Consider the following 24,760-nt stretch of genomic DNA (forward strand, 5'->3'; position numbering starts at 1 on the left):
CGGGAATAGGTTATTTACAATAGAAAATCTAATCTATTAACAGAGAATTATATATATCTGAATGAATTAATCAATACTTATTAAGGTATTTAAACCTTTATTTTTAGAGGTTTATCTTGTTTCCTATGATTAACCAACATAATCATTATAAATAATATAATCGCCTATTCTATTAAGGTCTTCTCAGAATAAAGGTACCGGTGGATTTAGCCGTAAGCTCTCCGGCTTCATTTAAAACCACTGCCTCACAGTAATTGACTGTTTTCCCGGCTTTTAGAACAACCCCCTCCACCACAATCTTGCCCACAGTTGGGCGTAAAAAGCTGGTGGTCATATCGATAGTAATGACGCCTAGTGGATGATTCGAAGCGCTTCGGGCTGCCGCAGCCATCGCAAAATCGAGCAAAGTCATGATGAGGCCACCATGGGCAACCTCAAAACTATTGGTGTATTCGGGCCTTAAATCTAAAGTCACTCGAGATTTTCCATCCTTGGCATACTCAGGTACAACCCCCAAGTGATCTAGAAACGGAATATGTAAACCGAAGTAACTGGTGGGAGTTACGTCGGGAGATGAGTTGGGAGTTGAGTTTGGATTGGCAGAAGCATCGACAGTGTTTTTCATGGCTTAAATTAGACCACCAAAACAAAAATGGTCGGGGCGAGAGGATTTGAACCTCCGACCACATGCACCCCATGCATGTACGCTACCAGGCTGCGCTACGCCCCGACGAGAAAGAAAATTGTATCAGTAACTATTTAGACAGAATTTGCAGAACAGCTTGCAATTCATCACGTAGACGGAGTTCGCCGCGGACTTCATCAAGACGATTTCTAGCACCGCTAATCGTAAAGCCCTCTTCATAAAGCAAAGTTCTGATTTTGCGAATCAATACGACTTCATGATGCTGGTAGTAACGACGGTTACCACGGCGTTTTTGGGGGCTGAGTTGTGAAAACTCTTGCTCCCAATAACGTAAAACGTGAGAACGCACACCACAAAGGTCGGCTACCTCACCAATGGTGAAATAGCGCTTAGCCGGTATTGGAGGAAGTTGGGAGCTCGGGAGTGCCGAGCTAGCCTCAAACTCGGATTTCTCGAGCATGTGACTCCACTACATCTTTAAGCTTTTGACTTGCATGAAAAGTAACTACACGTCGTGCTGCTATCGGAATCATTTGACCTGTTTTTGGATTGCGGCCAGGACGAGCCGATTTATTACGCAATTGAAAATTACCAAAGCCAGAAATCTTAACCTCAACACCCGCTTCAAGAGAGTAACCAATGCGATCAAAGAAGGCATCAATCATATCTTTTGCTTCGCGCTTATTTAAACCAACTTGATCAAAGAGAGCCTCTGATAACTCATTTTTGGTAACGGTGTCGTTGCTCATGATTTCGCTCATTGCATATCTCTTCTGTAACTTTTTGACGTTTATCTAATACTAAACCTAGCGCAGACGGGCTGCACATTTTTTTTCTACTGCGTCCAATAATGCGGCCATAACCACATCAATTTGGGGGTCCTGCAATGTTTCATTAGGGTTTAACAGGATGATGCGGAAAGCCAAACTCTTTTCATCATCTGCCATGCTGCTCGATCCAGCCTTAGGTTTAAATTCGTCAAAGAGTTCAATTGTACGAACAAAATTTTGCTTAGTAGCTGCCATTGCATCTAGTAATGATTGTGTCGAAATAGTTTGCTTCACTACTAGAGCTAAATCGCGTTGCACTGCTGGAAACTTACATAACTCTTCTGGAATCGGCAAGCCAAGATCCCGAATAGGCTCTAAATCAAATTCAAATAAGACTGGCGCCTGCGCTAACTCGTAGACCTGTTGTAAACCGGGGTGCAATTCACCAATCCAGCCGATGACAACCCTTCCTTGATTCGTTTGTAGCAAAACTTGTGCAGATCGCCCTGGGTGCAAAGCTGGGTGTTGTGCGGCTGCAGTTACAAAATGTAAAGGATCTAAAACCCGCTCAAGATCCCCTTTCACATCAAAGAAATCAACTGCTCTTGTGGCATTTGCCCATTGCTCTGGAACAAAGGAGCCATAAGCCAAGCCACCAATCTTCTGAGCTTGATGAAAGCCGGCTACTTTGCCGGCCTCTTCTTTAACGCTAGAATCGCGCTTAAATACCCGGCCAGCCTCAAATAGGCGCACACGCCCTGCTCCTCGATTCAAATTAGCCTTGAGGTTATGCAGTAAACCGCCCCATAAAGTGCTGCGCATCACGCCATATTGGTTTGCAATCGGGTTAAGGACGGCAATGACCTCTTTTTCGCTTACCCCTGTTAGGCGCTGTTCACTCTCGAGATCAGTAAAACCAAAGTTCACCGCCTCTTGGTAGCCATGCAAAGCAAAACGCTGACGCAGCAAATGAATACCGCGCTTCGCTTCAGCTTTGGCACTCATCTTTAATGCAGCAACTGGTGATTGATCAGGAATATTTTCAAAGCCGTACATCCGCGCGACTTCTTCTATTAAGTCTTCTTCAATCTCAATATCAAAGCGATAGCTTGGTGGCGTTACAACAAAGACATCACCCTCTTGTTTGAATTCAAAACCAAGACGCTGAAAGACATCGGCGACTACTTCTTTAGTAAGTGGGATACCAATGACTTTTTCCGCTCTAGCCAAACGCATTTTGACTGGCTTACGCTCTGGCACATTTAAAACTTGATCATCTACTGGACCAGCATGACCACCACACACCTCGAGAATGAGTGAAGACAGATACTCAAGGCAATGAACGGTATTTTGTGGATCAACCCCACGCTCAAAGCGATGCGCTGCATCCGTACTGAAGTTAAAACGGCGGGCTCGCCCCTGAATTGCTGACGGTAACCAATAAGCTGCTTCAACATAGATATTTGTAGTGGTGTCACTAACAGCACAATGATTTCCGCCCATGATTCCTGCAAGAGCGACTGGACCACTCTGATCCGCAACCACACCGGCCTCTTGTATCTTGCCTGCAGAGTCTGGGCCTTGTAATGTGACTGTTTGCCCATTTAATAGCACCAGTGTTTCGCCCGTTTTTGCCCAACGTACAGTAATATCGCCCGCTAGCTTGTCAATATCGAACACATGGCTTGGTTGACCCATTTCTAACATCACATAGTTAGATAAATCCACTAATGCTGAAATACTTCTTTGACCAGCGCCTGCCAAACGTTGCACGATCCAGTCAGGTGTTTTCGCTTGAGGATTAACGCCACGGATTACACGACCGGCAAAGCGGCCACAGAGGTCTTTATTCTCAATAGTGACTGTACGCTTGTCTTGGATTGATGATTTTGGTGTGTTCCATTGAGGCGCACAGAGTGCGGCACCCGTAATGGCGGATACTTCTCTAGCCATTCCCATTAAGGAAAGGCAATCTGCTTTATTCGGGGTTAACTTGATTACAAAGATTTGATCATCTAGATTTAGGTATTCACGGATATCTTTGCCAACGGGTGCATCCGCAGCTAACTCTAAGATCCCTTCGTGATCATCTCCTAGGCCCAGCTCACGACCCGAGCACAACATGCCTTGACTTTCAACACCACGAAGCTTGCCTACCTTGATCACGAAAGGCTTGCCCCCGACTTCTGTTGGAGGCAATTCAGCGCCTACCAAGGCACAGGGTATCTTGATTCCCACACGGGCATTTGGTGCGCCACAAACGATTTGGAGTTCTTGACCAGTACCAGCGTCTACTTTACAAACACGCAAACGATCTGCATCGGGATGTTGTTCTGCAGACAGAATTTGTGCAACAACGATCTTCGTAAATGCAGGCGCAACTGAATGCTGCTCTTCTACCTCTAAACCCGCCATCGTCATGGCATGACCCAATGCATCGCTATCAAGCGCTGGGTTCACATACTGACGGAGCCAAGATTCAGAAAATTGCATAGTGCTCTATAAAAATTCGTAATGTTGATGTGTTAAGCGGGGAACTGCGCTAAGAAACGCAAATCATTTTCAAAGAAGAGACGCAAATCATCTACGCCATAACGCAACATCGATAAACGCTCTAAACCAGAGCCAAAGGCAAAGCCGGTATAGCGCTCTGGATCAATGCCCATGTTACGTAAGACATTTGGATGCACTTGTCCTGCTCCAGAAATCTCTAACCAACGGCCAGCAAGCTTGCCACTTGCAAAAGCCATATCGATTTCTGCAGAAGGCTCTGTAAATGGGAAATACGATGGACGGAAGCGCACTTGTAATTCGTTTGTTTCAAAGAAAGTTCTTAAAAAATCGGTATACACGCCTTTGAGGTCTGCAAAGGAAACATTCTCAGCAATCCATAAACCTTCGACCTGATGAAACATCGGTGAATGCGTCGCATCGCTATCGACACGATAGGTTCTGCCTGGTGCAATCACTTTGATTGGTGGCATTACCTCTGCGTTAGCATATTTCTTAACATGTTCACTCGCATAACGGACCTGAATGGGGCTGGTATGGGTACGCAATAACAAAGGCTTCTCATGAGCATCTTTGCCATCAATATAAAAAGTGTCTTGCATCGAACGTGCAGGATGATTCTCAGGGCTGTTCAAGGCAGTGAAATTAAACCAGTCGGTTTCAATTTCAGGGCCATCAGCTACATCAAAACCAATGGAACGGAAGATCTCTTCAACGCGTTCCCAGGTGCGCATCACAGGATGCAAACTTCCTACGGCTTGGCCACGGCCAGGCATGGAAACGTCAATAGACTCTGCCGCAAGACGTTGCATCAACACGGCATCTGCTAACGCTTGACGACGATCTTGTAATGCAACTTCAACTTGAGTTTTGATTTGATTTATTTGGGCGCCAGCACTCTTGCGCTCTTCAGGCGACATTCCACCAAGCGCTTTTAAACGCTCAGTGAGAACACCTGACTTACCGAGATACTTGGCTTTCGCGTCCTCTAGAGCTGCCGCATCGGCAGCTCCAAGGAAATCGCGTTTAGCATCCTCGACAATGTGGTCGAGAGCAACCATTGCAGCTTAGTTTTTAAAAAACTAAGAGTTAAGCTGCAGCGTTTACTACGGATTTAATCCGAGTAACCAAAGCAGCAAAAGCCGCTTTGTCAGCAATGGCCATATCCGAAAGGACTTTGCGGTCAAGTTCGATCGCAGCTTTCTTCATACCATTCATGAATACGCTATAGGTCATGTCATGCTGACGAACTGCCGCATTGATACGAGCGATCCATAAAGCGCGGAATACCCGTTTCTTATTGCGACGGTCACGATAAGCATATTGGCCAGCACGCATAACTGCTTGCTTTGCAATACGGAATACATTCTTACGACGACCGCGATAACCTGTTGCGGCATCAGTGATTTTTTTATGACGGGCTCTTGCTGTAACCCCACGTTTGACTCTTGGCATTTGATTCTCCTAATCTAGTCTGAGGTTAAGCGTAAGGAAGCATGGAGCGAATTGACTTAACGTCAGCTTTCGCAACTTCTGTGGAACCACGCAAATGACGCTTGTTCTTAGTGGTCTTCTTGGTGAGGATGTGGCGTTTAAAAGCCTGACCTCGTTTAATCGTTCCGCCTGCGCGAACCGTGAAGCGCTTCTTCGCGCTACTCTTGCTCTTCATCTTGGGCATAAAGCACCCCTTCTTCTACACTTGTGCAACATAGGTGGTAACCGACGGTTACGCTTCCTGTACCTAGAAGCACTTCAAACTGCCAGCATCTTCAGTTATTCACTGCTGATGCCTCCCTACTTAAGAAAAAGATCACTCTTACGAGTTGCCTTTTTACTTAGCCTTGCGAATGGGAGCCAATACCATCACCATCTGGCGGCCTTCCATTTTTGGAAACTGTTCAACTTGGCCATGCTCTACAAGGTCCAACTTCAAACGTTCCAACATTCTTGCGCCGATTTCTTGATGGGCCATTTCACGACCCCGAAACCGTAACGTAATCTTTGTCTTATCGCCATCTTCCAAAAAGCGGATTAAATTGCGTAGCTTCACACCGTAGTCACCATCATCAGTGCCAGGACGGAATTTCACTTCCTTCACCTGAATCACCTTTTGCTTCAGCTTCGCTTCATGCATCCGCTTCGCTTCTTGGTACTTGAATTTCCCAAAGTCCATGATTCGAACTACAGGTGGTTCAGCAGTTGGAGCAATTTCCACCAAATCGGTTTCTTTCTCTTCCGCCAAAGCCAAGGCTTCACTCAACTTAACTACACCGATGGGCTCTCCATCAATTCCAATCAAACGCACTTCAGGAGCAGTAATTTCCCGGTTAATGCGCTGCAATTTTTCAGTAGCGATATTCTTAATTCCTTTAAAAAAACAATAAAGACCACTCCACCCCTAGCTAGGCTCGGGTCCGACTTTCTGGGATATATCCTGCTGGAGTCGGGCAACGAAGGCATCAAGAGGCATTACGCCTAAATCCACTCCGCCACGGGCACGAACGGCCACCGTATTACTTTCAGACTCTTTATCTCCAACAACTAGCAAAAATGGGATCTTCTGTAATGCGTGCTCGCGTATTTTATACGTAATTTTCTCATTCCGCAAATCGGATTCCACTCTAAACCCTTGTTTTTTCAGCAATTGCTGCACTTGTTGTGCATATGCAGCAGAATTTCCGGAGATATTCAGGACTACCGCCTGGGTAGGAGCAAGCCATACAGGCATGTTTCCAGCGTGGTTTTCAATCAAAATACCGATAAATCGCTCTAAAGAGCCCACGATTGCCCGATGGAGCATCACTGGGGTCTTACGGCTGTTATCTTCGGCAACGTATTCAGCACCCAAACGCGCTGGCATCGAGAAATCTACCTGAATCGTGCCGCATTGCCAGGTACGTCCAATTGAGTCTTTAAGGTGATATTCGATCTTGGGACCATAAAAAGCGCCCTCGCCTGGTAATTCTTCCCATTCTTGGCCAGAAGCCTTTAGGGCGCCACGCAGGGCCTCTTCCGCTTTATCCCAAATCGCATCGTCACCAACCCGCTTTGCGGGACGTAAGGCTAATTTCACTGCAACCTCGGTAAAGCCAAAATCTTGATAAACAGCGCGTACCGCCTTATCAAATGCCGCTACTTCAGGCTGAATCTGATCTTCGGTACAGAAAATGTGACCATCGTCTTGTGTAAAACCACGCACGCGCATTAAGCCATGCAGCGCACCGGAGGGTTCATTGCGGTGACATTGACCAAACTCACCAAAACGCAATGGCAATTCACGATAGCTATGCAAGCCTGAGTTATAAATTTGGACATGGCCAGGACAGTTCATGGGCTTTAATGCATAGGCCCGATTCTCTGACTCTGTGGTGAACATATTTTCTTTGTAGTTCTCCCAATGGCCTGATTTTTCCCAAAGACCCCGATCCAAAATTTGTGGGGCCTTCACTTCTTGATAGCCTTCTTGCTGATACACGCGGCGCATGTATTGCTCAAGCTCTTGCCAAATTGACCAGCCTTTTGGATGCCAAAACACTAAGCCGGGAGCCTCAGGTTGAAAGTGAAAGAGGTCCAGTAATTTGGCAAGGCGTCGGTGATCCCGTTTCTCTGCTTCCTCCAACATGAGCAAATACGCATCTTGATCTTCTTTGCGCAACCAGGCTGTGCCATAAATCCGCTGCAACATCTCATTCTTGCTATCGCCGCGCCAATAAGCACCGGCAACACTTTGCAATTTAAATACTTTTAACTTTCCAGTCGATGGGACATGGGGGCCACGACATAAGTCGGTGAACTTGCCTTCGGCATAAAGAGAAACATCTTCGCCTTGCGGAATGCTGGCAATGAGTTCTGCTTTGTAGTGCTCGCCTTGCTCTTTAAAAAACTGGACAGCTTCATCACGCGGCATCACAGTGCGTGTTACAGGCTCATCCTTCTTAGCAAGCTCAGCCATCTTCTTTTCAAGAGCGGCTAAGTCATCTGGTGTAAAGGGACGGTGATAAGAGAAGTCATAATAAAAACCATTCTCTACAACCGGGCCAATGGTTACTTGCGCTTCCGGAAATAATTCTTTAACGGCGTATGCCAATAAGTGCGCAGTGGAGTGTCGAATGATTTCTAGTGCTTCAGGACTTTTATCAGTGATGATCGCTAATTGACTATCTTGATCAATCACAAAACTGGTGTCGACCATTTTGCCGTCAACGATGCCACCTAAAGCTGCTTTTGCAAGACCACTACCGATACTTTGAGCAACATCCGCAACACGAACTGGGGCCTCAAACTCACGTTTTGATCCATCGGGCAGAGTAACTACAAGCATGGTGACTCCATTTTGTTTATCAACGGCATTATTTACTACGACACTACAGACATCTACTAAAAAGAAAGCGCGGTAGCTTTGGGCAACCGCGCTTGGGTCTTATTCGTTGGTAGGCTCGATTGGACTCGAACCAACGACCCCCACCATGTCAAGGTGGTGCTCTAACCAGCTGAGCTACGAGCCTAAAAAGAGGATTTTACCCTATTGACTGACTTCTTGGCACAGCGCCAGCATTAGCGGATTTGTAATGGCAAAGGTCTCTTAAAACTTTTTTCTCAAAAGATAGAGACCAATTCCAAAATTCAGCACCCCTAAACTGGCTACGTAAAAGGCTGGGGCCATGCTGGTAAAAGGGATTGTTAAGCTAATGAATATGGGGGTGAGGCCACCCAATACGGCATAGGTTACGTTGTAAGAAAACGAGAGTCCTGAAAAACGCACCTCAGGAGGAAATGAAAGTACTCCAATCGTGGGTGTTAGGGCAATCACACCAACAAAAAATCCATTGAGGCCATAGAGTAAAAAAAGATGGTCATGTGAAATAGCCACTTGCTGGTAAAGCAGAAGTGCACTGCTCACAAGCCCAATTGAACCCAGCAACATTACTTTACCTACGCCAAATTTTCCGGCCAAGGCACCAAATACTAAGCATCCCATCGTGAGGCACACTGTAGCCAAGCCATTTGCTTCGAGCGCCAGTTTTGGTGAGACTTTAAAAACGGTTTGTAGCAACGTTGGTGTGATTAAGATCATGGTGACGATAGAGGCTGCCAAGACCCAACTCACCAGTGCCGTCAAAATTACGGCAGGCTTATGCTCTAGCAAAACACGTTTTAATGGAATCCCAGTACCCTGGATATTTTTTTGCATCGCCTGAAACACGGGGGTCTCATGTAACCACTGCCTAAGCAAGACTGCCACGATGCCGAACGCGCCACCCGCGATAAAAGGAATGCGCCAAGCAAAACTCAATATCTCAGCTGGGGTATATAAGGTATTGATTGCCAAAGCCACCATGGCCCCAAGAAAAATACCGCCAGTTAAGCCTGCGGTCAATGCGGCACAAGCAAAGCTAATGTACTTGGGTGGCACATGTTCTGAAACAAATACCCATGCCCCGGGAACCTCACCACCAATTGCGGCTCCTTGTAGCATTCTAAATAAGAGCAACAGCATCGGAGCATAAATACCAATATCTTCATACGTTGGTGCAAAACCCATCAGCAGAGTTGGCACCGCCATCAAAAAGATGCTGAGCGTAAACATCTTCTTTCTACCGCGGGTGTCGCCAAAATGCGCCATCACAATCCCGCCGACGGGTCTGACTAAATAACCGGCGGCAAAAATACAAAAGGTCTGTAATTGACTCAACCACTCAGGCATCGTAGGCGGAAAAAATAGGGCGCCAATGGTATGAGCAAAATAGATAAAGATAATGAAGTCATAGAACTCAAGGACGCCACCCAAAGCGGAGAGGCTGAGTACTTTGATGTGAGAGCGATCGAGAGATTCCATGCGGCGCCTATGATTTCTTGTTGAGACTGCATTAATGCAATATTGATCGAGACTGTATCACCGGCGACGCACTTGGGTGACCCCTTTGACCTCTTCTAGGCTATTTTGAACTACGCGTAGCACTTCAGAATCTTTTACTTCAAGTGTTAAAAGGATCTGCGTCAGCCCTTTTTTGGCAGATTTACGCAAATCAATCACATGCACACCTTGGCGCGTCAGAATTTCAAATAACTCTTTCATGAGCTCTGGTCGGTCCAGACCACTCACTACTAAATCCGCAGGAAATACCCGCTTTTGCTCATCACTAGGAAGTGGACTTGCCGCTGAGGCAGTCCAAGCAGTTTGAATCACCCGCTCAGGCGCTCGCTCTACTAGACCCCGAAAAGTTTTGCATGAGCGCCGATGAATGGAGACTCCCCTACCCTGAGTAACAAATCCTGCAATAGCATCCGGAGGAACCGGTCTACAACAACGTGCTAGCTGCGTTAGTAAAGAATCTACGCCAACTACTAATACATCGCCACTTTGGGCAGCCTTACGCGAACTACTTCTCAGAACAATTTCTGGAGCGGCAACTTTCGCTTCTGCGTTTACTTCAAGCTTGTGCTCGGTAGGTTTGTGAGTAAGGCCAGTTTCTTCATCATCTAGCGCATTGAACCAAGCGCGCACTCTTTGGCGTGCCCTTTGTGAGCGGAGATAGTGTTTATCGGGGCTAATCCAATCCCGTGATGGGCCACCATGCTTGACTGTAATGATCTCAATCGTCTGGCCATTTTGCAGAGCTGTTTCTAGGGTTACCATTGCACCATCAACCCGAGCACCCCTACAGCGATGCCCTAAACTAGTATGAACGGCATAAGCAAAGTCAATTGGGGTAGAACCCTTTTCCAAAGAAATCACTTTACCTAATGGCGTAAGAACGTAGATGTGATCATCTATTTCATGGTGTTTGAGTTGCTCCCAAGCATCTTCTTTCCAGGAAATGAGTTGTCTTGCCCAGGCAATTTGCCGCTCGTAGGCTACGTCAGCACTATGCGTTCCCTGTTGATGAGTGACTTGAGGTTTGTTTACCTTAGTCGGATTGGGTGGAGTAGCCATCCCTACATAGGCACCCTCTTTATAGCGCCAGTGTGCAGCCAAACCATACTCTGCTTGTTGATGCATTTCATGCGTACGCACTTGGATCTCAAATGCGGTGCCATCTTCATTCATGACCACCGTATGGAGCGATTGATAGCCATTGGGCTTAGGCCTTGCAATGTAATCATCAAACTCGCGTGGTACTGGTTGCCAAACGTTATGCACAATGCCCAGTACCGCATAGCAAGACTTCACATCAGCTACTAGCACTCTAAATGCCCTGACATCGTATAAATCCGCAAAGTCGAGTGATTTGCCCTGCATCTTTTTCCAAATGCTATAGATATGCTTAGGCCGGCCCAGAACCTCACCTGCGATCTGCGCTGCTTTTAACTCTTCTTGCAGTTGTAAAACAATGCGCTCAATAAATAGCTGCCGCTCGATTCTCTTCGCATCTAACATCTTGGCAATATCACGATAGATGTCTGGAGACATCGCTCTAAAAGCCAAGTCCTCCATCTCCCATTTCATTTGCCAAATACCCAAACGATTGGCTAAGGAGGCATCGATATTCAGAATCTCCTCAGCCCAAGCTGAAGGCATGGCGATTTTTTCTTGTGTAATCCAGCGTAAGGTTTGTAAACGCGATGAAAGATAAATAAGCACTACTCGCAGATCATCACCAAATGCCAGAAGCATCTTGCGCAGCATTTCCTCTTGACCTGCAACGCTTAAGCCGCCATCGTGACGAACCAACTTTGAGCGCGCCTGACGTAAACCTCGATAACCAATCAGTAACTTAGCAGGCTCTTCACCAATCAGTTTGATCAGGGCCTCTTTACCATGCGTGCGCGCAATATTACTAGCCGCAATTAATGTCGTCTCATCTAAATTTAAGGTCTTCAGAATTTGCAAGACGCCACTTGCATGCAGCTCCGGTGGCTCTCCATACCATGCATCAACGAAAACAGTCGATTCCTTAAATGACTTATTTACAGCAGGTTCTGATGAGGGAGTGTTTGCCATTGGCAACAGAAAGTACTTAGCTGAAGAATTCTTTTGCTAAAGCAATTTGTTCTTGCTTTACAAATGCAGGCGCATGACCCACATTGGGAATCTCAATACTTCGCACATAAGGGTTGACTTTACACATCTCTGCAACGGTTGCTGCAGAAAGTAAATCTGATACACCACCGCGCACAATCAACATAGGAATTTTGATTTGCTTAAAAGCGTGCCACAAGGCCATTTCACCGGCCTTGGCCATAATTGGGTTCACAGAGGCAAATGGTACCGAGATATCAGGGTCGTAATGCATGCCCCATAAGCCATTACGCTCGATCAACATGGGTCCGTTATAGGTTTCCCACTCCTCAGGCGTGTGTTCGCCAAAAGTGGAGCAAATTTCATTAAGGCGATTTAAGGCATCGGTTCGTTTGGGAAATGAAAATGGTTGGCCTACATAAGAACTTAAGCGCTTAATGGCCTCAGGCTCAATTTTGGGGCCTACATCATTAAGCAACATTCTACGAATTGGGGAATGCGGCATGGCGGCATACACCATACCAATTAGACCGCCCATCGATGTACCAAACCAATCTACCTGTGACACACCAAGTGCTTTCACCAACTGCGCAATATCAGAAACGTATTGGGGAACTGCATAAAGCATTGGATTACTTAAGCGATCTGAATCGCCCCTGCCAACGACATCTGGGCAAACCACGTAATAATCTTTACACATCGCTTCGGCAAGTGTCTTGAAGTCGCTACCGCGTCTTGTGAGACCATGAACACAAAGTAATACCTTGTCATTACTGGGATCGCCCCAAGTGTGATAAGCCATACGATGAGTTGAATCACCATGAGCACAATGAACATAAAAAGTGTCGCCTTGATGAATCACTGGTGGTGAGCGAACTTCATCATGGGTATGCTCTTGATGCGTATGCTCATCCACACTACCAAATACTTCGGGCTGCAGAGTGACATGGTCAATGCCATGCTTATCGATGAGCATCGTATTGATACGAGACATGATGGCAGGCCAATCTTGCATTTCGTTAATTTCTATATGGCCTATCAGCGCCGGAAAGCTCGGTGTCATCTCCCAAACGTGCAGATCATGGACTGCTAGGACACCTGGCACCGCTCTCAAATCATTACCTACAGCCAAATAATCGATATGCAGTGGCACACCTTCCATGAGGAAGTGATAGGACTCACGCAAAATTGAAATGGTCGATTTGAGAATTAAGAGAGAAACTAATATCGACAGAATGGCATCGATTGGCATCCAGCCAGTGAACTGAATCACAACACCCGCAATTAAAGCAGCAACAGAACCCAGTAGATCGCCCATGACGTGCACTAATGCTGCACGGGTATTTACACTCTTTTTATCCCGCGATAAAACCCAAGCAACAACAATATTCATTAATAAACCAATGGCGGCCACCACAGTGACTGTGAGGCCATCGACTTTATGTGGATCATAGAAGCGGCTTATTGCCTCAAACACAATCCAAGCCACTAAAGCCAACATCACAATACTATTAACAAAGGCCGCTAGGGCTTCTGCCCTGCCAAAGCCAAAAGAATGTTTGGCAGATGGTGGACGCCGAGAAATAATTTGGGCCAGTAGAGCCAAGCCTAAGGCTGCAGCATCGGTCACCATATGCCCTGCATCGGAGATTAGCGCTAAGGAGTTTGCAAAATACGCTGCAGTTCCTTCTACCCCAGAGAAGCCCAGGGTGAGAACTAAGGCAATTAAAAGTAAGTTTTGATTAGAGACTTGTTTGCTGTGCGCATGCTTGGCATCACCCTTTTTGTGCGCATGTAAAGAATGTGGATCAGTCGCGTTCATTGTGGAAGCTTGGGAAGATGATTTGGGATCAATCATATTGGTCCCATTATTTCATTCATCCGCAGAAATTGCTCAGAAACCCGTTGTGTCAACAGGGGCACCTGTTTTAGCAATCACTTCCTCTTTCGTTACGCCAGGAGCCAATTCAACTAAATTCAAACCCGAGCGAGTGATATCCAATACACATAGGTCCGTAATAATTTGACTGATGACACCTACACCAGTCAGTGGCAATGTGCACTTAGGCAAAATTTTGAGCTCTTCAGTTCCGTCCTTCTTTTTGGCAACGTGCTCCATCAACACGACAACATGCTTTACGCCAGCGACTAAATCCATTGCGCCGCCCATGCCCTTCACCATTTTTCCTGGAATCATCCAGTTGGCTAGGTCACCATACTCACTCACTTGCATTGCACCTAAGATGGCAATGTCAATTTTGCCACCGCGGATCATTCCAAATGAATCCGCAGATGAAAAAATGGAAGAGCCAGGCAATGTAGTAATGGTTTGCTTACCTGCATTAATCAAGTCCGCATCAATTGTCTCTTCAGTCGGAAAGGGGCCGATTCCAAGCAAGCCATTTTCTGACTGCAGCCACACTTCCATATCTTTTGGTACATGGTTAGCCACTAAAGTCGGCATCCCAATCCCCAGGTTCACATAGTAACCATCTTTTAATTCTTTAGCAGCGCGTGCTGCCATCTCATCTCTAGTCCAAGGCATATCAATCTTTCTAAATATTAAGCTGCTGTCAATGTGCGCTGTTCAATCCGCTTCTCTGGACTGGTATTTAGCACTAAGCGGTGTACATAAATTCCAGGCGTATGAATTTGATCTGGATCCAATTGACCGTTCTCAACAATTTCTTCTACTTCAGCAACGGTGATCTTGCCGGCCATGGCTACAACTGGGTTGAAATTCCGTGCGGTATAGCGATAAATCAAATTACCTGATTTATCTGCTTTCCAGGCTTTTACTAAAGAAATGTCTGAAACGATTGCACGTTCCATGATGTATTTCTCACCATCAAATTCTTTTACTTCTTTACCTTCGGCTACCAAGGTACCCACACCTGTTTTAGTGTAGAAAGCAGGAATGCCGCAACCACCCGCGCGCAATTTTTCCGCTAAGGTGCCTTGAGGAGTGAACTCCAACTCCAACTCACCCGCTAGATACTGGCGTTCAAACTCTTTGTTTTCACCAACGTAAGAAGCAACCATCTTCTTTACTTGACGAGAATTCAATAGCAAGCCTAAGCCAAAGCCATCTACACCGGCGTTATTGGCAATCGCAGTTAAATTCTGTGCGCCTAAATCCTTGACCGCCTGAATCAGTGCTTCAGGAATACCGCATAGACCAAAGCCACCAACAGCCAGCCTTTGTCCGTCTTTCAAAATATCCCTCAGGGCGTCTACTGCCGATGGGTAGGTTTTATTCATAACTTTGTCCTAATATTGCCAAAATGGGTAAGAAAGTAATCATAACGCTTCAGACCTCCCGGCCCAGCCGGTCTCGGCACTCATTTGGTTTTTAGCTATTAGAACTAAACTAAAGGGGGCTGAAACGCCTATATTTTAAGAAATTCCGGAGAATTTGAATGAACCCTGCAGAACTGCTAGAGCAATTTGGGCCTAGAGAATCCATGGACTATGACCTTGTCATTGTGGGTGGTGGTCCTGCCGGCCTATCAGCAGCCATTAAAGCCAAACAATTAGCCAACTCCTCCGGTAAAGAAATCAGTGTCTGCGTGCTTGAAAAAGGTTCTGAGATTGGCGCTCATATTCTGTCAGGGGCCGTGATGGATCCAAAAGCACTCAGCGAGCTTTTCCCCGACTGGAAAGAGTTGGGTGCCCCGCTTTACACCGAAGTGACCCAAGATCAATTTTTGTTTCTCACAGCGAAAAACTCCTTTCAAGTTCCTAACTGGCTATTGCCTCATTGCTTTAAGAATAAAGGCAACTACATTGTGAGCTTGGCTAACGTTACCCGCTGGTTGGGTCAGCAAGCAGAAAATCTTGGTGTTGAAATATTCCCTGGATTTCCTGCGGCAGAAATTTTGTACAACGATCAAGGTGCAGTCTGTGGCGTAATCACTGGCGCAATGGGTTTAGACAAAGAAGGTAATCCAAGCGATCAATTCCAACTCGGCATGGAATTGCGGGCCAAGTACACCCTCTTTGCAGAGGGTTCGCGTGGTCACCTCGGCAAACAACTAATTGCCCAGTTTGCCTTAGACCAAGACGCAGATCCGCAGAGCTATGGTCTCGGCATTAAAGAACTCTGGGAAGTAGAGCCCTCCAAAAGCAAACCTGGCTTGGTGGTCCACACTGCTGGCTGGCCACTAGAAAGCGATACCTACGGGGGTTCATTTCTGTATCACCTGGGTGATAACAAAGTAGCAGTTGGCTTAGTAGTGGGTCTTTCTTATAAGAACCCCTATCTTTCACCTTTTGAAGAATTCCAACGCTTTAAATTGCATCCCAAGATCCGTGAAACCTTCGCAGGGGGTAAACGCCTTGCCTATGGTGCTCGTGCACTGACTGCCGGCGGTTTGAACAGTCTTCCTAAAACGGTTTTTCCGGGTGGCGCACTGATTGGTTGTGATGCAGGCTTCTTAAATGCTTCGCGTATTAAAGGCAGTCATGCTGCTATTAAGACGGGCATGCTCGCTGCTGAAGCTGCCGTTGCTGCCTTGAATGAAAATCGCTCTTCTGATGTTTTATCTGCCTACCCTGCTGCATTCCAAAACAGTTGGTTACATACTGAATTAAATCAAGCGCGCAACTTCAAGCCTTGGATGTCCAAAGGACTCTACCTTGGCACGCTCATGGTTGGCATTGAACAAAAGCTCTTAGGTGGCAATATGCCTTGGACTGTGCATTTAAAGCATACAGATCATGAGTGCCTAGAACCCGCCGCCCAACATCAGCCCATTGATTATCCTAAGCCTGATGGCAAGATTAGCTTTGATCGACTCTCCTCGGTATTTATTTCGAATACCAACCATGCCGAGAATCAGCCCAGCCATTTGACTCTGAAAAACACAGCAGTGCCAGTTGATATCAACCTTGCAACTTATGCAGGACCCGAACAACGCTACTGCCCTGCTGGTGTTTATGAGTATGTAGAAACTGATGGCAAACCACGCTTGCAAATTAACTCGCAAAATTGCGTGCATTGCAAAACCTGTGACATTAAAGACCCCACCCAAAACATTGTTTGGATCACCCCTGAAGGTGGTGGCGGACCTAACTACGCGGAGATGTAATCATGATGATCCTTCACACTATGTTGCGAGTAGGCGATCTGCAACGCGCCATCGATTTTTACACCAAGGTCTTGGGTATGAATTTACTGCGCATGACTGAACGTCCTGAACAAAAATACTCCCTCGCATTTGTGGGCTATGGCAAGGGCAATGCCGATGGACAATCTGAGATTGAACTCACCTATAACTATGGTGTTTCCTCTTATGATCTAGGCACTGCTTATGGGCATATCGCCATCGAAGTTCCCGATGCCTATGCTGCCTGCGACAAAATTAAAGCGGCGGGTGGCAATGTCACACGTGAGGCGGGTCCGGTAGCAGGTGGTGACACCATCATTGCATTTGTAACTGATCCTGACAACTACAAAATAGAACTCATTCAGCGTTAACAGTGGCAGATTCAGAGCAATACCATTTAGAGATTCTAGATAGCCTTAGTGATATCTCTGCTGAAGAATGGAATGCTCTCCTGCCGTCAGATGCAGGACCATTCTTAAAACATGAATTTCTCAGTACTTTGGAAGAGACTGGCTGTATTGGTGGGAACACGGGCTGGCAAGCAGCCCACCTGCTCGTCAAAGATCAGAATGTATTGCTTGGCGCAATGCCGCTGTACCTCAAGCAACATTCCTATGGTGAATTTGTCTTTGACTGGTCCTGGGCACAAGCCTATGAGCAACAAGGAATGCAATATTTCCCGAAAGCACTCAGCGCTATTCCATTTACCCCAGTTCAAGGCTCACGTATATTAAGTGCAGCATCCAGTGATGCCGATTTAGTACAGGGAAAAATAGCTGAGGGATTAAAAACCTTGGTTGTTCAAAACAATCTTTCTTCTGCTCATGTGCTTTTTCCACATGCGAGAGAACTAGAGTCTTTCAAAAAACAAGGCTTTATGTTGCGTGACTCAGTACAGTTTCACTGGCATAACCAAGACTTCCAAAGCTTCGAACATTTTTTAAGCTTTCTGACCATGAAGCGGCGTAAAAATATTCGGCGTGAACGCGAAAAAGTAGCAAAAGAGCATATTTCGTTTAGGCATGTGCCTGGCAATACATCAACAGATCAAGATTGGGAGTTCTTTTATCGGTGTTATGAGAATACCTATCGAGATCACCATTCCAACCCCTACTTGAATGAAGCCTTTTTAAAGCTGTGGGTAAAGCGCTTGCCAGATAACTTACATCTCATCATTGCGCAGCGTGAAGAAATGCCAATTGCCGCCTCTCTCCTTGTTGTTGACCCTATTACGTCTAAGGTTTATGGCCGGTACTGGGGTGCAATAGAGCATGTGCCATGCCTGCATTTTGAAACCGCCTACTATCAAGCCATTGAGTATTGCATTAGTCATCAGATCCAGACATTTGAAGGCGGCGCTCAAGGCGAACACAAGATGGCTAGGGGATTTTTACCTACTACCATTCAGTCGGCGCATTACATTGCAGATCCCCAGTTTTCGAAAGCAGTAAAACACTTTTTAGATAGAGAACACCAAGGCATCGGTGCTTATGTTGATGAGCTCGCCGAGCATAGTCCGCTGAAATCGACTACAGTACAGCTATGAATTCTGGAAGCGCCAAAACGAATCAACAAGATGGGTCTCATTCTCTCTCCACAGGAGATGAGGAGTCAGATTCCCCCTGCATAGGCGTATGCACCACTCTGTATGACGAAATCTGTCAAGGCTGCGGTCGCTCTTTAGGTGAAGTGAGTAACTGGGTGTTCTTTTCTCAGGAAGAGAAAGATTCAGTGTGGAAACGTATTCGTGAAGACGGTACTGCAATGCGCTTTCAAAGACAGGCAAAACAATCTAAATCGTTTGATATTTGAGTGGCTCTGATTGACCCTTAAGCGACGGTCACTGTAAGTCAAATGGGATATTTATAGTAGATCAATCGCCAAGAATATATATATCTGGGCCTAGCGTTTCTTATTGACTGAAAGCAGTCAATAAGAATTAACCTGCGCTCTACCACAGAGCTCCATAAGATGGATGAGTTTGTGCAGGATTTAAAGGGGCTTTTGATACTAATGGCGAGAAGATGACTATTAAGAAATCAAATTCTCAATGAAAAATTCAACATGAATAAGATTGTTTGCATCTACGATCTATAGTTTTGCAATTTCATTTTGCTTATAGGCAAAGAATTTCAGAATAGGAATATGGCGAGTCCAGCGAAGAATGCCGTGCTGATCAATCCAATTGGCATAAGCCACATAATCTGGATCAGCGGACAGATGACGCTCTTCAGTTTTAGCACGCAGAGCATAGATCAGGTTAAGGCCCAATAAAAGCAGGCAATGCCTTAATACTTCAAACTCATTCATGCCAGCCATAAAAGGAATAGATAGCATCCACCATGAAAGGTTTTTAGCAATATAGGCAGGATGTTTAGTGAAGCTATATGGGCCATTTGTAATCACACCCCGGTTTGTGAGATTAGAAAAACGCCCTCCAAAAATGACTGAACTCCATACGTAAATAAGGGTTAAAAATAATATGATCGAACCCCACGCTCCATAGGCAACGGGGTAATTCCAGAGCCATTCACCCCAGGGGAATCCAGTATCGTAAGCCAAAAATAAACGACCGATGAGCGACCAAAAAGGCTCATAACAACACAAGGCAACAACCCAGCCAAACATGGTGGGCTCGGTTGAACGCGTTTGCGTATCTAGGATTCGGAACGCCATAATATAAGCCATTGTGGCCATGCCTACATCAATAAAATATAAGAAGTCCCAGGAAAAATCCCAAAACTTCTGAAAAGAATTCACAGTTGAAAAATCAACAGCAATGAATTTAACTAAGTCATTACACATGTAGATAAACATTAGAGGAATGAAGAACCCTTTTACCAACCAGGAAAGTAGGTGCTGACGAAAAATCAATTCATCTACACGATGCCATTGAAGCATGAGAATCATCCCCATATTCCAATAACCATCATGAGGTTCTCGCATTACCCCATCAACGAAAAAAATATACGGTATGGAAGCGATTGCTAAATAAGGGGCAATGAATTCAAAAGCTTTGAAATACCGCTCATAAAAGCCGCCTCGGTACTCAGGAAAAACCCAATAAAAAAATGCTAGGAGACCTATCGTGCCCCAAAAGCCAAGAATCTTAATAATGCTTCGAGTCCAATTGGGTGAAAAACCTGTCCAATTTAGCCCGGTTGAGGCCCGAAGATAGGTCTTTTGCCACACTAGGTCCGGCACAAAAATACCTATTGTCTGGCATGCAATTAGAAATAAAGCGCAGATAACAATATCGCCACCCAAATCATTGCCAAACTTAATAAAAATTGCGCCTAAGAGGAAAAAGGCTAAACCTGAAAGAGCCACTAAACCATGTGTAGCAGATTTTGGTTTTTGAATATCAAGATTATTGGCGGGCATGATTGTGACTAACTCAGATCTGAATCTTGATCAATTAAAAGAAAAAACTTCCTGAAAACCACGTCTGCGGATTTTTATTGGTGCTATCAGAATTCAGAGCCTGTCCATTCTGTGTATAGAGAGGGTTTGAGCCAACCCGCCAAGCCACCATCGCATTCAAGACAATGTCACGATAGATCCACTTCATACCAACGCCAGTACCTGATAATGAATACGTATTATTGGCATTAGTAAGGCCTTGCCATCCAAAAAATGTATTTTTATACTGCTGCACAATTCCTGTATCAAAAAATGCATAGCCTAAAAATTGCTGTGGTAATTTTTGGCGTAACTCAATCGTTCCCAATGCGCCCTGCGCTCCAGCACCTTGCGCTACTGGGTAGGCTCGAACTCCATAAGGACCACCTAAATATATTTGCTCTGCGGCACTTAAATTAGCAGATGCATATTGTCCATAAGCTGCAATATAGAGGGAAGTATCCCCAGAAGAACTTAAAGCCTGAATTCGGTTACCCGAAAAAGTCACTTTATTAAAATTGGCTGGCGGAGTTAAATCAAAAGTAACGCTGGGATAAATATTATCTAAGTAGCCAAGAATGAAAGATAGATTTCCTGCAGAAGTTGCTCCGCCTAAGAAAGAATCATAGATATTTCCAGAAATACTCAAGGAAAGATCTTTGATATTGTATGCGGTGGTGGTTTGATTGTTGATTAATAAATAATTGGTATAGCTTTTAATGTCATAGCTCAATGCTACGTTAAGATTAGCGCCCTCACTTCTCAATAATGGATATACGGCATTTGCTCCAACCGTCCATGCACTTCCTCCAATACCATTGGGATAGGCGTAGTCGCCAACATCTTTAAAAGTCAGTACTGATGAACCTAAACCGAAGCGAAGCCCGCTGTAGCCCACTGGAAAGTTATAACCTAATTGACCATATTGAGAGCCCTGGGAAGCAAGGGCATTCAATATCGTCTGATCTCCATAACCTAGAGGATTATTAACAACTAAGGACATTAAGGCTTGATTTGTCCCTGTGTACTCACTGCCATAGTTATTCAAATCCACCTTACCCTCAAATAGCTTCGGTTGTATTAAGTTGATCTGGAAATCTGTCTCGCCAGGATTTTCGCCTCGTTTGATTTGCCCCTGAACGTTCACTCCAGGGGTCTCATTCAAGATCATTAAGGTATGCTGAAGTTTTTGCAAATTAACTGTGTCGCCGATAGAACTCGTATTTTCAATATAAGCAAGAACTCTTTTTTCTCCAAACCGAGTTTCGCCATCGGGCATAGTGACAGTAACTTTCCCGAGCTTAGATTTAGTAATCAGAATTTCAACAATGCCATTTTTAATTTCCTGTGGAGGCAATGTCACCAGCACATGAATCCCATCGCTTTGATATATTCTGACAATTTGATTGGTGAGATTGTCTAAGTCAGCGATCGTGACACTTTGAGATATCCAAGGCTTCACTAAATTTTGGAACTCGTTTACATACTCGACATCTGCGCCTACAAAGTTAACGCCATTTAAAATAAAGCTAATGTCTTGACTCTTTTTGGTTTCAAGAGGCGAGGAAGCAGTGGGCTTAACCGCCTCAGGTAGCGGTAATGGACTAGGAAGAGGTAATTGCTTTTCTAACTGTTGTTGTAGAGCACCAGCATTTGATTGGGCAAAAACTGCATGCCCCATAACCATTAGGCTAAGTGCAAAAGCAGTGAGTATGTAATGACGCATTTCAAAGTAATTTCTAAGTTAATTTATTCTTTGAAAGAAATATTAAGATACGATTTAAAGATTGGTGAGTATTATGTCGTATTACATAGAACGCCACATCCTAAGCGCCCATGACATTAGTACTAGTTAACTCAGAAAATTCTCTGATCATTTCTCTCAAAATCAAACTAGCTGTTTTTTTCTTACTAGCATTCCCTATATTTACAGCACTGACACAAGGGGTTGCGCATGGACAAACCTCTACAACGCTTCCAACCAATCCAAGCGTAACTACTGGCTCGGTCAGTATTTCTAACCCAAGTACTGGGGTGATGAATATCAATCAAAGTTCATCTAAAGCAAGTATTAATTGGACGAGTTTTAATATTGGATCAGAGGCTAGAGTAAATATTGCCCAGCCAGGCTTTAACTCGGTCCTGCTTAATCGAGTAAATGGTGGAGGGACAGCTTTAATCGAGGGTGCATTAAATGCCAATGGCCAGGTTATTCTCCTTAATCCAAACGGATTTACTTTTGGCAGGGGAGCTCAAGTAAGCTTTGGTGGCACTCTTATTTCAACAGCAGGCTTTCCAAATCCTTTAATTTTTGGGAGCGGAGCTCAAACAAACCTGGCGAGCGCTATTGTCTCAACTATAGGATTATCTGGCCTTAATTTTGGCAACGGGTTTTCCTCATCGCCACTTACCACCCTTAGAACTAATTTGAACCCAGAGCCATTATTAAATACCAATCCATCTGGCTACATTGCCCTTCTTGGTCCGCAAGTGACAAATAATGGAGCAATTGTTGCGCGTGTAGGACCAATGAATCGCGTCACTTCGGATAACGGAGAGTCCTTTTCATTGGTATTCAGACAAAGTCAACTGATTGGAGTTAATGTAGATAAAGCAACTTTGACTCAGATGATTAATGATCGTAGGGGCATTCCAGTAGACGATCGAACCATTATTTTTTCAACTCCAGCTGCTAATCAAATCTTTTCCTCAACCATTAATAATGGAGGACTAGTTCACGCCAATAGTCTGATTAGTAAATTTGGAGAAATTTCCTTAGCTTTATCTAAATCAGAACCGGAGGGTTTACCAGGTTCAAATCCGGGTGGTAAGCCTAGTTCCGACAGTACCCCGAACTCGAATTCAAGTACTTCACCATCGAGCTCTACTGTTAAATCAAATAGCTCTGTCGTTAAGTCCAGCAAACCTAGTGTGAAGTCAAAGAGTTCGGATGGTGAATCCAGTTCCAGTGGTAAGTCGAGTTCTAGTGGTGAATCTAGCTCTAGTGGTAAGTCTAGCTCTAGTGGTAAGTCTAGCTCAAGTGGTGAATCAAGCTCTAGCGGTAAGTCCAGCTCAAGCGGTAAGTCGAGTTCTAGTGGTGAATCTAGCTCTAGCGGTAAGTCGAGTTCTAGTGGTGAATCTAGCTCTAGTGGTAAGTCCAGCTCAAGCGGTAAGTCGAGTTCTAGTGGTGAATCTAGCTCTAGTGGTAAGTCCAGCTCTAGTGGTAAGTCCAGCTCAAGTGGTGAATCAAGTTCTAGCGGTAAGTCGAGTTCTAGCACTTCGGGATCAAGCACTTCAGGCTCTAGCACTTCCGGTTCAAGTACTTCCGGTTCAAGTACTTCAGGCTCAACTTCCGGATCAAGTACTTCAGGCTCAAGCACTTCAGGTTCTAGCACTTCGGGAAATTCAGGTTCTAGTACTTCAGGCTCAAGTACTTCCGGATCAAGTACTTCAGGCTCTAGCACTTCAGGTTCTAGCACTTCGGGAAATTCAGGTTCAAGTACTTCAGGTTCTAGCACTTCGGGATCAAGCACTTCAGGTTCTAGTACTTCAGGCTCAAGTACTTCCGGATCAAGTACTTCAGGCTCTAGCACTTCAGGTTCTAGTACTTCCGGTTCAAGTACTTCAAGCTCAACTTCAGGTTCAAGTACTTCAGGTTCTAGCACTTCAGGTTCTAGTACTTCAGGCTCAAGTACTTCCGGATCAAGTACTTCAGGCTCTAGCACTTCAGGTTCTAGCACTTCGGGAAATTCAGGTTCTAGTACTTCAGGTTCTAGCACTTCGGGATCAAGCACTTCAGGTTCTAGTACTTCAGGCTCAAGTACTTCCGGATCAAGTACTTCAGGCTCTAGCACTTCAGGTTCTAGTACTTCCGGTTCAAGTACTTCCGGATCAAGTACTTCAGGCTCTAGCACTTCAGGTTCTAGCACTTCAGGCTCAAGTACTTCAGGTTCTAGTACTTCCGGTTCTAGCACTTCGGGAAATTCAGGTTCAAGTACTTCAGGCTCTAGTACTTCAGGCTCAAGCACTTCCGGTTCTAGCACTTCCGGTTCAAGTACTTCAGGTTCTAGCACTTCGGGAAATTCAGGTTCTAGCACTTCGGGATCAAGCACTTCAGGTTCTAGTACTTCAGGCTCATCTTCGGGCGACACCTCCAATGCTAGGGGCTCTCAGGTCTGCACATTATTCATAGATCGAACTGGAGTTTTAATTAATAACTGCGCAGGACCCAGAAGGTAAGTTATTAAAGACATGAAATCGCGTGCTTGATGAATATCTTTCCCCCCAAAGAAAAGCGACCCCTTAGGATGGCTTTGGTAACACTTTTGGTAACAAGGGTGTTGTATCGCTAAAAACTCTTGTA

General features: G+C 45.2%; 21 protein-coding genes, 2 tRNA genes and 1 pseudogene. 5 read left to right on the forward strand and 19 right to left on the reverse strand.

What is annotated here, in order from left to right:
* Positions 1 to 172: 172 nt before the first annotated feature.
* The 16 genes from ICN45_RS01820 to ICN45_RS01895 all read right to left on the reverse strand — a co-directional run bounded on the left by ICN45_RS01820 (position 173) and on the right by ICN45_RS01895 (position 15,148).
* Positions 173 to 625, reverse strand: coding sequence for a PaaI family thioesterase (locus ICN45_RS01820; RefSeq protein WP_216172412.1), 453 nt, complete (start codon positions 623 to 625; stop codon positions 173 to 175).
* A gap of 28 nt (positions 626 to 653) precedes the next feature.
* A tRNA-Pro gene (locus tag ICN45_RS01825) sits at positions 654 to 730 on the reverse strand.
* 25 nt (positions 731 to 755) lie between these two features.
* Positions 756 to 1,106 carry a MerR family transcriptional regulator gene (locus ICN45_RS01830; RefSeq protein WP_216172414.1) on the reverse strand — a complete coding sequence of 117 codons (351 nt, stop codon included), beginning with the start codon at positions 1,104 to 1,106 and terminating at the stop codon, positions 756 to 758.
* Positions 1,084 to 1,407 (reverse strand): integration host factor subunit alpha, encoded by a 324-nt coding sequence (locus tag ICN45_RS01835; protein WP_216172416.1) that lies wholly within the window; start codon positions 1,405 to 1,407, stop codon positions 1,084 to 1,086. Before ICN45_RS01835 ends, ICN45_RS01830 begins: the two co-directional genes overlap by 23 nt.
* A 45-nt stretch (positions 1,408 to 1,452) precedes the next feature.
* Positions 1,453 to 3,909, reverse strand: coding sequence for a phenylalanine--tRNA ligase subunit beta (pheT, locus tag ICN45_RS01840; protein WP_216172418.1), 2,457 nt, complete (start codon positions 3,907 to 3,909; stop codon positions 1,453 to 1,455).
* A 32-nt stretch (positions 3,910 to 3,941) separates the two neighbouring features.
* Positions 3,942 to 4,988, reverse strand: coding sequence for a phenylalanine--tRNA ligase subunit alpha (gene pheS / locus ICN45_RS01845; RefSeq protein ID WP_216172420.1), 1,047 nt, complete (start codon positions 4,986 to 4,988; stop codon positions 3,942 to 3,944).
* Between the two features lie 28 nt (positions 4,989 to 5,016).
* Complete coding sequence (rplT, locus tag ICN45_RS01850) at positions 5,017 to 5,382, reverse strand: 50S ribosomal protein L20 (protein WP_011902675.1); 366 nt, start codon at positions 5,380 to 5,382, stop codon at positions 5,017 to 5,019.
* A gap of 25 nt (positions 5,383 to 5,407) precedes the next feature.
* The gene (rpmI, locus tag ICN45_RS01855) at positions 5,408 to 5,605 is read right to left on the reverse strand and encodes a 50S ribosomal protein L35 (protein WP_011902674.1); all 198 of its coding nucleotides are present in this window, start codon (positions 5,603 to 5,605) and stop codon (positions 5,408 to 5,410) included.
* A 153-nt stretch (positions 5,606 to 5,758) separates the two neighbouring features.
* On the reverse strand, positions 5,759 to 6,292 hold the full coding sequence (gene infC / locus ICN45_RS01860) for a translation initiation factor IF-3 (protein ID WP_439650792.1): 534 nt from the start codon (positions 6,290 to 6,292) through the stop codon (positions 5,759 to 5,761).
* Between the two features lie 33 nt (positions 6,293 to 6,325).
* A complete protein-coding gene (thrS, locus tag ICN45_RS01865) occupies positions 6,326 to 8,248 on the reverse strand; it encodes a threonine--tRNA ligase (protein ID WP_216172422.1) in 1,923 nt (640 codons plus the stop codon).
* 107 nt (positions 8,249 to 8,355) lie between these two features.
* Positions 8,356 to 8,432: transfer RNA gene (locus ICN45_RS01870), tRNA-Val, on the reverse strand.
* Positions 8,433 to 8,509: 77 nt separating this feature from the next.
* Positions 8,510 to 9,763 carry an MFS transporter gene (locus ICN45_RS01875; RefSeq protein ID WP_216172423.1) on the reverse strand — a complete coding sequence of 418 codons (1,254 nt, stop codon included), beginning with the start codon at positions 9,761 to 9,763 and terminating at the stop codon, positions 8,510 to 8,512.
* A gap of 57 nt (positions 9,764 to 9,820) precedes the next feature.
* On the reverse strand, positions 9,821 to 11,869 hold the full coding sequence (locus ICN45_RS01880; protein WP_216172425.1) for a RelA/SpoT family protein: 2,049 nt from the start codon (positions 11,867 to 11,869) through the stop codon (positions 9,821 to 9,823).
* Positions 11,870 to 11,885: 16 nt separating this feature from the next.
* Entirely contained in the window at positions 11,886 to 13,745 is a 1,860-nt protein-coding gene (locus tag ICN45_RS10495; protein ID WP_369411454.1) for an alpha/beta fold hydrolase, read from the reverse strand.
* A gap of 36 nt (positions 13,746 to 13,781) precedes the next feature.
* Positions 13,782 to 14,432: a CoA transferase subunit B gene (locus tag ICN45_RS01890; RefSeq protein WP_216172427.1), complete on the reverse strand. Its 651-nt coding sequence runs from the start codon at positions 14,430 to 14,432 to the stop codon at positions 13,782 to 13,784.
* 17 nt (positions 14,433 to 14,449) lie between these two features.
* Entirely contained in the window at positions 14,450 to 15,148 is a 699-nt protein-coding gene (locus tag ICN45_RS01895; protein WP_216172429.1) for a CoA transferase subunit A, read from the reverse strand.
* Positions 15,149 to 15,306: 158 nt separating this feature from the next.
* Between ICN45_RS01895 and ICN45_RS01900 the strand changes: the two genes are divergently transcribed.
* The 4 genes from ICN45_RS01900 to ICN45_RS01915 are packed head-to-tail and all read left to right on the forward strand — an operon-like array spanning position 15,307 to position 18,807.
* Complete coding sequence (locus ICN45_RS01900) at positions 15,307 to 16,977, forward strand: electron transfer flavoprotein-ubiquinone oxidoreductase (RefSeq protein WP_216172431.1); 1,671 nt, start codon at positions 15,307 to 15,309, stop codon at positions 16,975 to 16,977.
* Between the two features lie 2 nt (positions 16,978 to 16,979).
* Positions 16,980 to 17,366: a lactoylglutathione lyase gene (gloA, locus tag ICN45_RS01905; RefSeq protein WP_216172433.1), complete on the forward strand. Its 387-nt coding sequence runs from the start codon at positions 16,980 to 16,982 to the stop codon at positions 17,364 to 17,366.
* 2 nt (positions 17,367 to 17,368) lie between these two features.
* Positions 17,369 to 18,541: a GNAT family N-acetyltransferase gene (locus ICN45_RS01910; protein WP_216172435.1), complete on the forward strand. Its 1,173-nt coding sequence runs from the start codon at positions 17,369 to 17,371 to the stop codon at positions 18,539 to 18,541.
* Complete coding sequence (locus ICN45_RS01915; RefSeq protein ID WP_216172437.1) at positions 18,538 to 18,807, forward strand: DUF1289 domain-containing protein; 270 nt, start codon at positions 18,538 to 18,540, stop codon at positions 18,805 to 18,807. The genes ICN45_RS01910 and ICN45_RS01915 overlap by 4 nt, the downstream gene beginning before the upstream one ends.
* Before the next feature lie 279 nt (positions 18,808 to 19,086).
* On the opposite strand, the gene ICN45_RS01920 is transcribed toward ICN45_RS01915, so the two are convergent.
* On the reverse strand, positions 19,087 to 20,379 hold the full coding sequence (locus ICN45_RS01920) for an isoprenylcysteine carboxylmethyltransferase family protein (protein ID WP_216172439.1): 1,293 nt from the start codon (positions 20,377 to 20,379) through the stop codon (positions 19,087 to 19,089).
* A gap of 34 nt (positions 20,380 to 20,413) precedes the next feature.
* On the reverse strand, positions 20,414 to 22,123 hold the full coding sequence (locus ICN45_RS01925) for a ShlB/FhaC/HecB family hemolysin secretion/activation protein (RefSeq protein WP_216172440.1): 1,710 nt from the start codon (positions 22,121 to 22,123) through the stop codon (positions 20,414 to 20,416).
* A gap of 311 nt (positions 22,124 to 22,434) precedes the next feature.
* Between ICN45_RS01925 and ICN45_RS10500 the strand changes: the two are divergent.
* Positions 22,435 to 22,674 (forward strand): annotated as a pseudogene (locus ICN45_RS10500) (filamentous hemagglutinin N-terminal domain-containing protein); the annotation flags it as partial.
* 458 nt (positions 22,675 to 23,132) lie between these two features.
* Here ICN45_RS10500 and ICN45_RS10395 read toward each other — a convergent pair.
* Positions 23,133 to 24,548 carry a hypothetical protein gene (locus tag ICN45_RS10395; protein ID WP_255531049.1) on the reverse strand — a complete coding sequence of 472 codons (1,416 nt, stop codon included), beginning with the start codon at positions 24,546 to 24,548 and terminating at the stop codon, positions 23,133 to 23,135.
* Between the last annotated feature and the right edge of the window lie 212 nt (positions 24,549 to 24,760).

This window comes from Polynucleobacter alcilacus (genome assembly GCF_018881545.1).
Taxonomy (GTDB): domain Bacteria; phylum Pseudomonadota; class Gammaproteobacteria; order Burkholderiales; family Burkholderiaceae; genus Polynucleobacter; species Polynucleobacter alcilacus.

Coding starts and splice junctions, on each gene's coding strand:
- ICN45_RS01820 (WP_216172412.1), bottom strand. CDS start 625: ATGAAAAACACTGTCGATGCTTCTGCCAATCCAAACTCAACTCCCAAC.
- ICN45_RS01830 (WP_216172414.1), bottom strand. CDS start 1,106: ATGCTCGAGAAATCCGAGTTTGAGGCTAGCTCGGCACTCCCGAGCTCC.
- ICN45_RS01835 (WP_216172416.1), bottom strand. CDS start 1,407: ATGAGCGAAATCATGAGCAACGACACCGTTACCAAAAATGAGTTATCA.
- pheT (WP_216172418.1), bottom strand. CDS start 3,909: ATGCAATTTTCTGAATCTTGGCTCCGTCAGTATGTGAACCCAGCGCTT.
- pheS (WP_216172420.1), bottom strand. CDS start 4,988: ATGGTTGCTCTCGACCACATTGTCGAGGATGCTAAACGCGATTTCCTT.
- rplT (WP_011902675.1), bottom strand. CDS start 5,382: ATGCCAAGAGTCAAACGTGGGGTTACAGCAAGAGCCCGTCATAAAAAA.
- rpmI (WP_011902674.1), bottom strand. CDS start 5,605: ATGCCCAAGATGAAGAGCAAGAGTAGCGCGAAGAAGCGCTTCACGGTT.
- thrS (WP_216172422.1), bottom strand. CDS start 8,248: ATGCTTGTAGTTACTCTGCCCGATGGATCAAAACGTGAGTTTGAGGCC.
- ICN45_RS01875 (WP_216172423.1), bottom strand. CDS start 9,763: ATGGAATCTCTCGATCGCTCTCACATCAAAGTACTCAGCCTCTCCGCT.
- ICN45_RS01880 (WP_216172425.1), bottom strand. CDS start 11,869: ATGGCAAACACTCCCTCATCAGAACCTGCTGTAAATAAGTCATTTAAG.
- ICN45_RS10495 (WP_369411454.1), bottom strand. CDS start 13,745: ATGATTGATCCCAAATCATCTTCCCAAGCTTCCACAATGAACGCGACT.
- ICN45_RS01890 (WP_216172427.1), bottom strand. CDS start 14,432: ATGCCTTGGACTAGAGATGAGATGGCAGCACGCGCTGCTAAAGAATTA.
- ICN45_RS01895 (WP_216172429.1), bottom strand. CDS start 15,148: ATGAATAAAACCTACCCATCGGCAGTAGACGCCCTGAGGGATATTTTG.
- ICN45_RS01900 (WP_216172431.1), top strand. CDS start 15,307: ATGAACCCTGCAGAACTGCTAGAGCAATTTGGGCCTAGAGAATCCATG.
- gloA (WP_216172433.1), top strand. CDS start 16,980: ATGATGATCCTTCACACTATGTTGCGAGTAGGCGATCTGCAACGCGCC.
- ICN45_RS01915 (WP_216172437.1), top strand. CDS start 18,538: ATGAATTCTGGAAGCGCCAAAACGAATCAACAAGATGGGTCTCATTCT.
- ICN45_RS01920 (WP_216172439.1), bottom strand. CDS start 20,379: ATGCCCGCCAATAATCTTGATATTCAAAAACCAAAATCTGCTACACAT.
- ICN45_RS01925 (WP_216172440.1), bottom strand. CDS start 22,123: ATGCGTCATTACATACTCACTGCTTTTGCACTTAGCCTAATGGTTATG.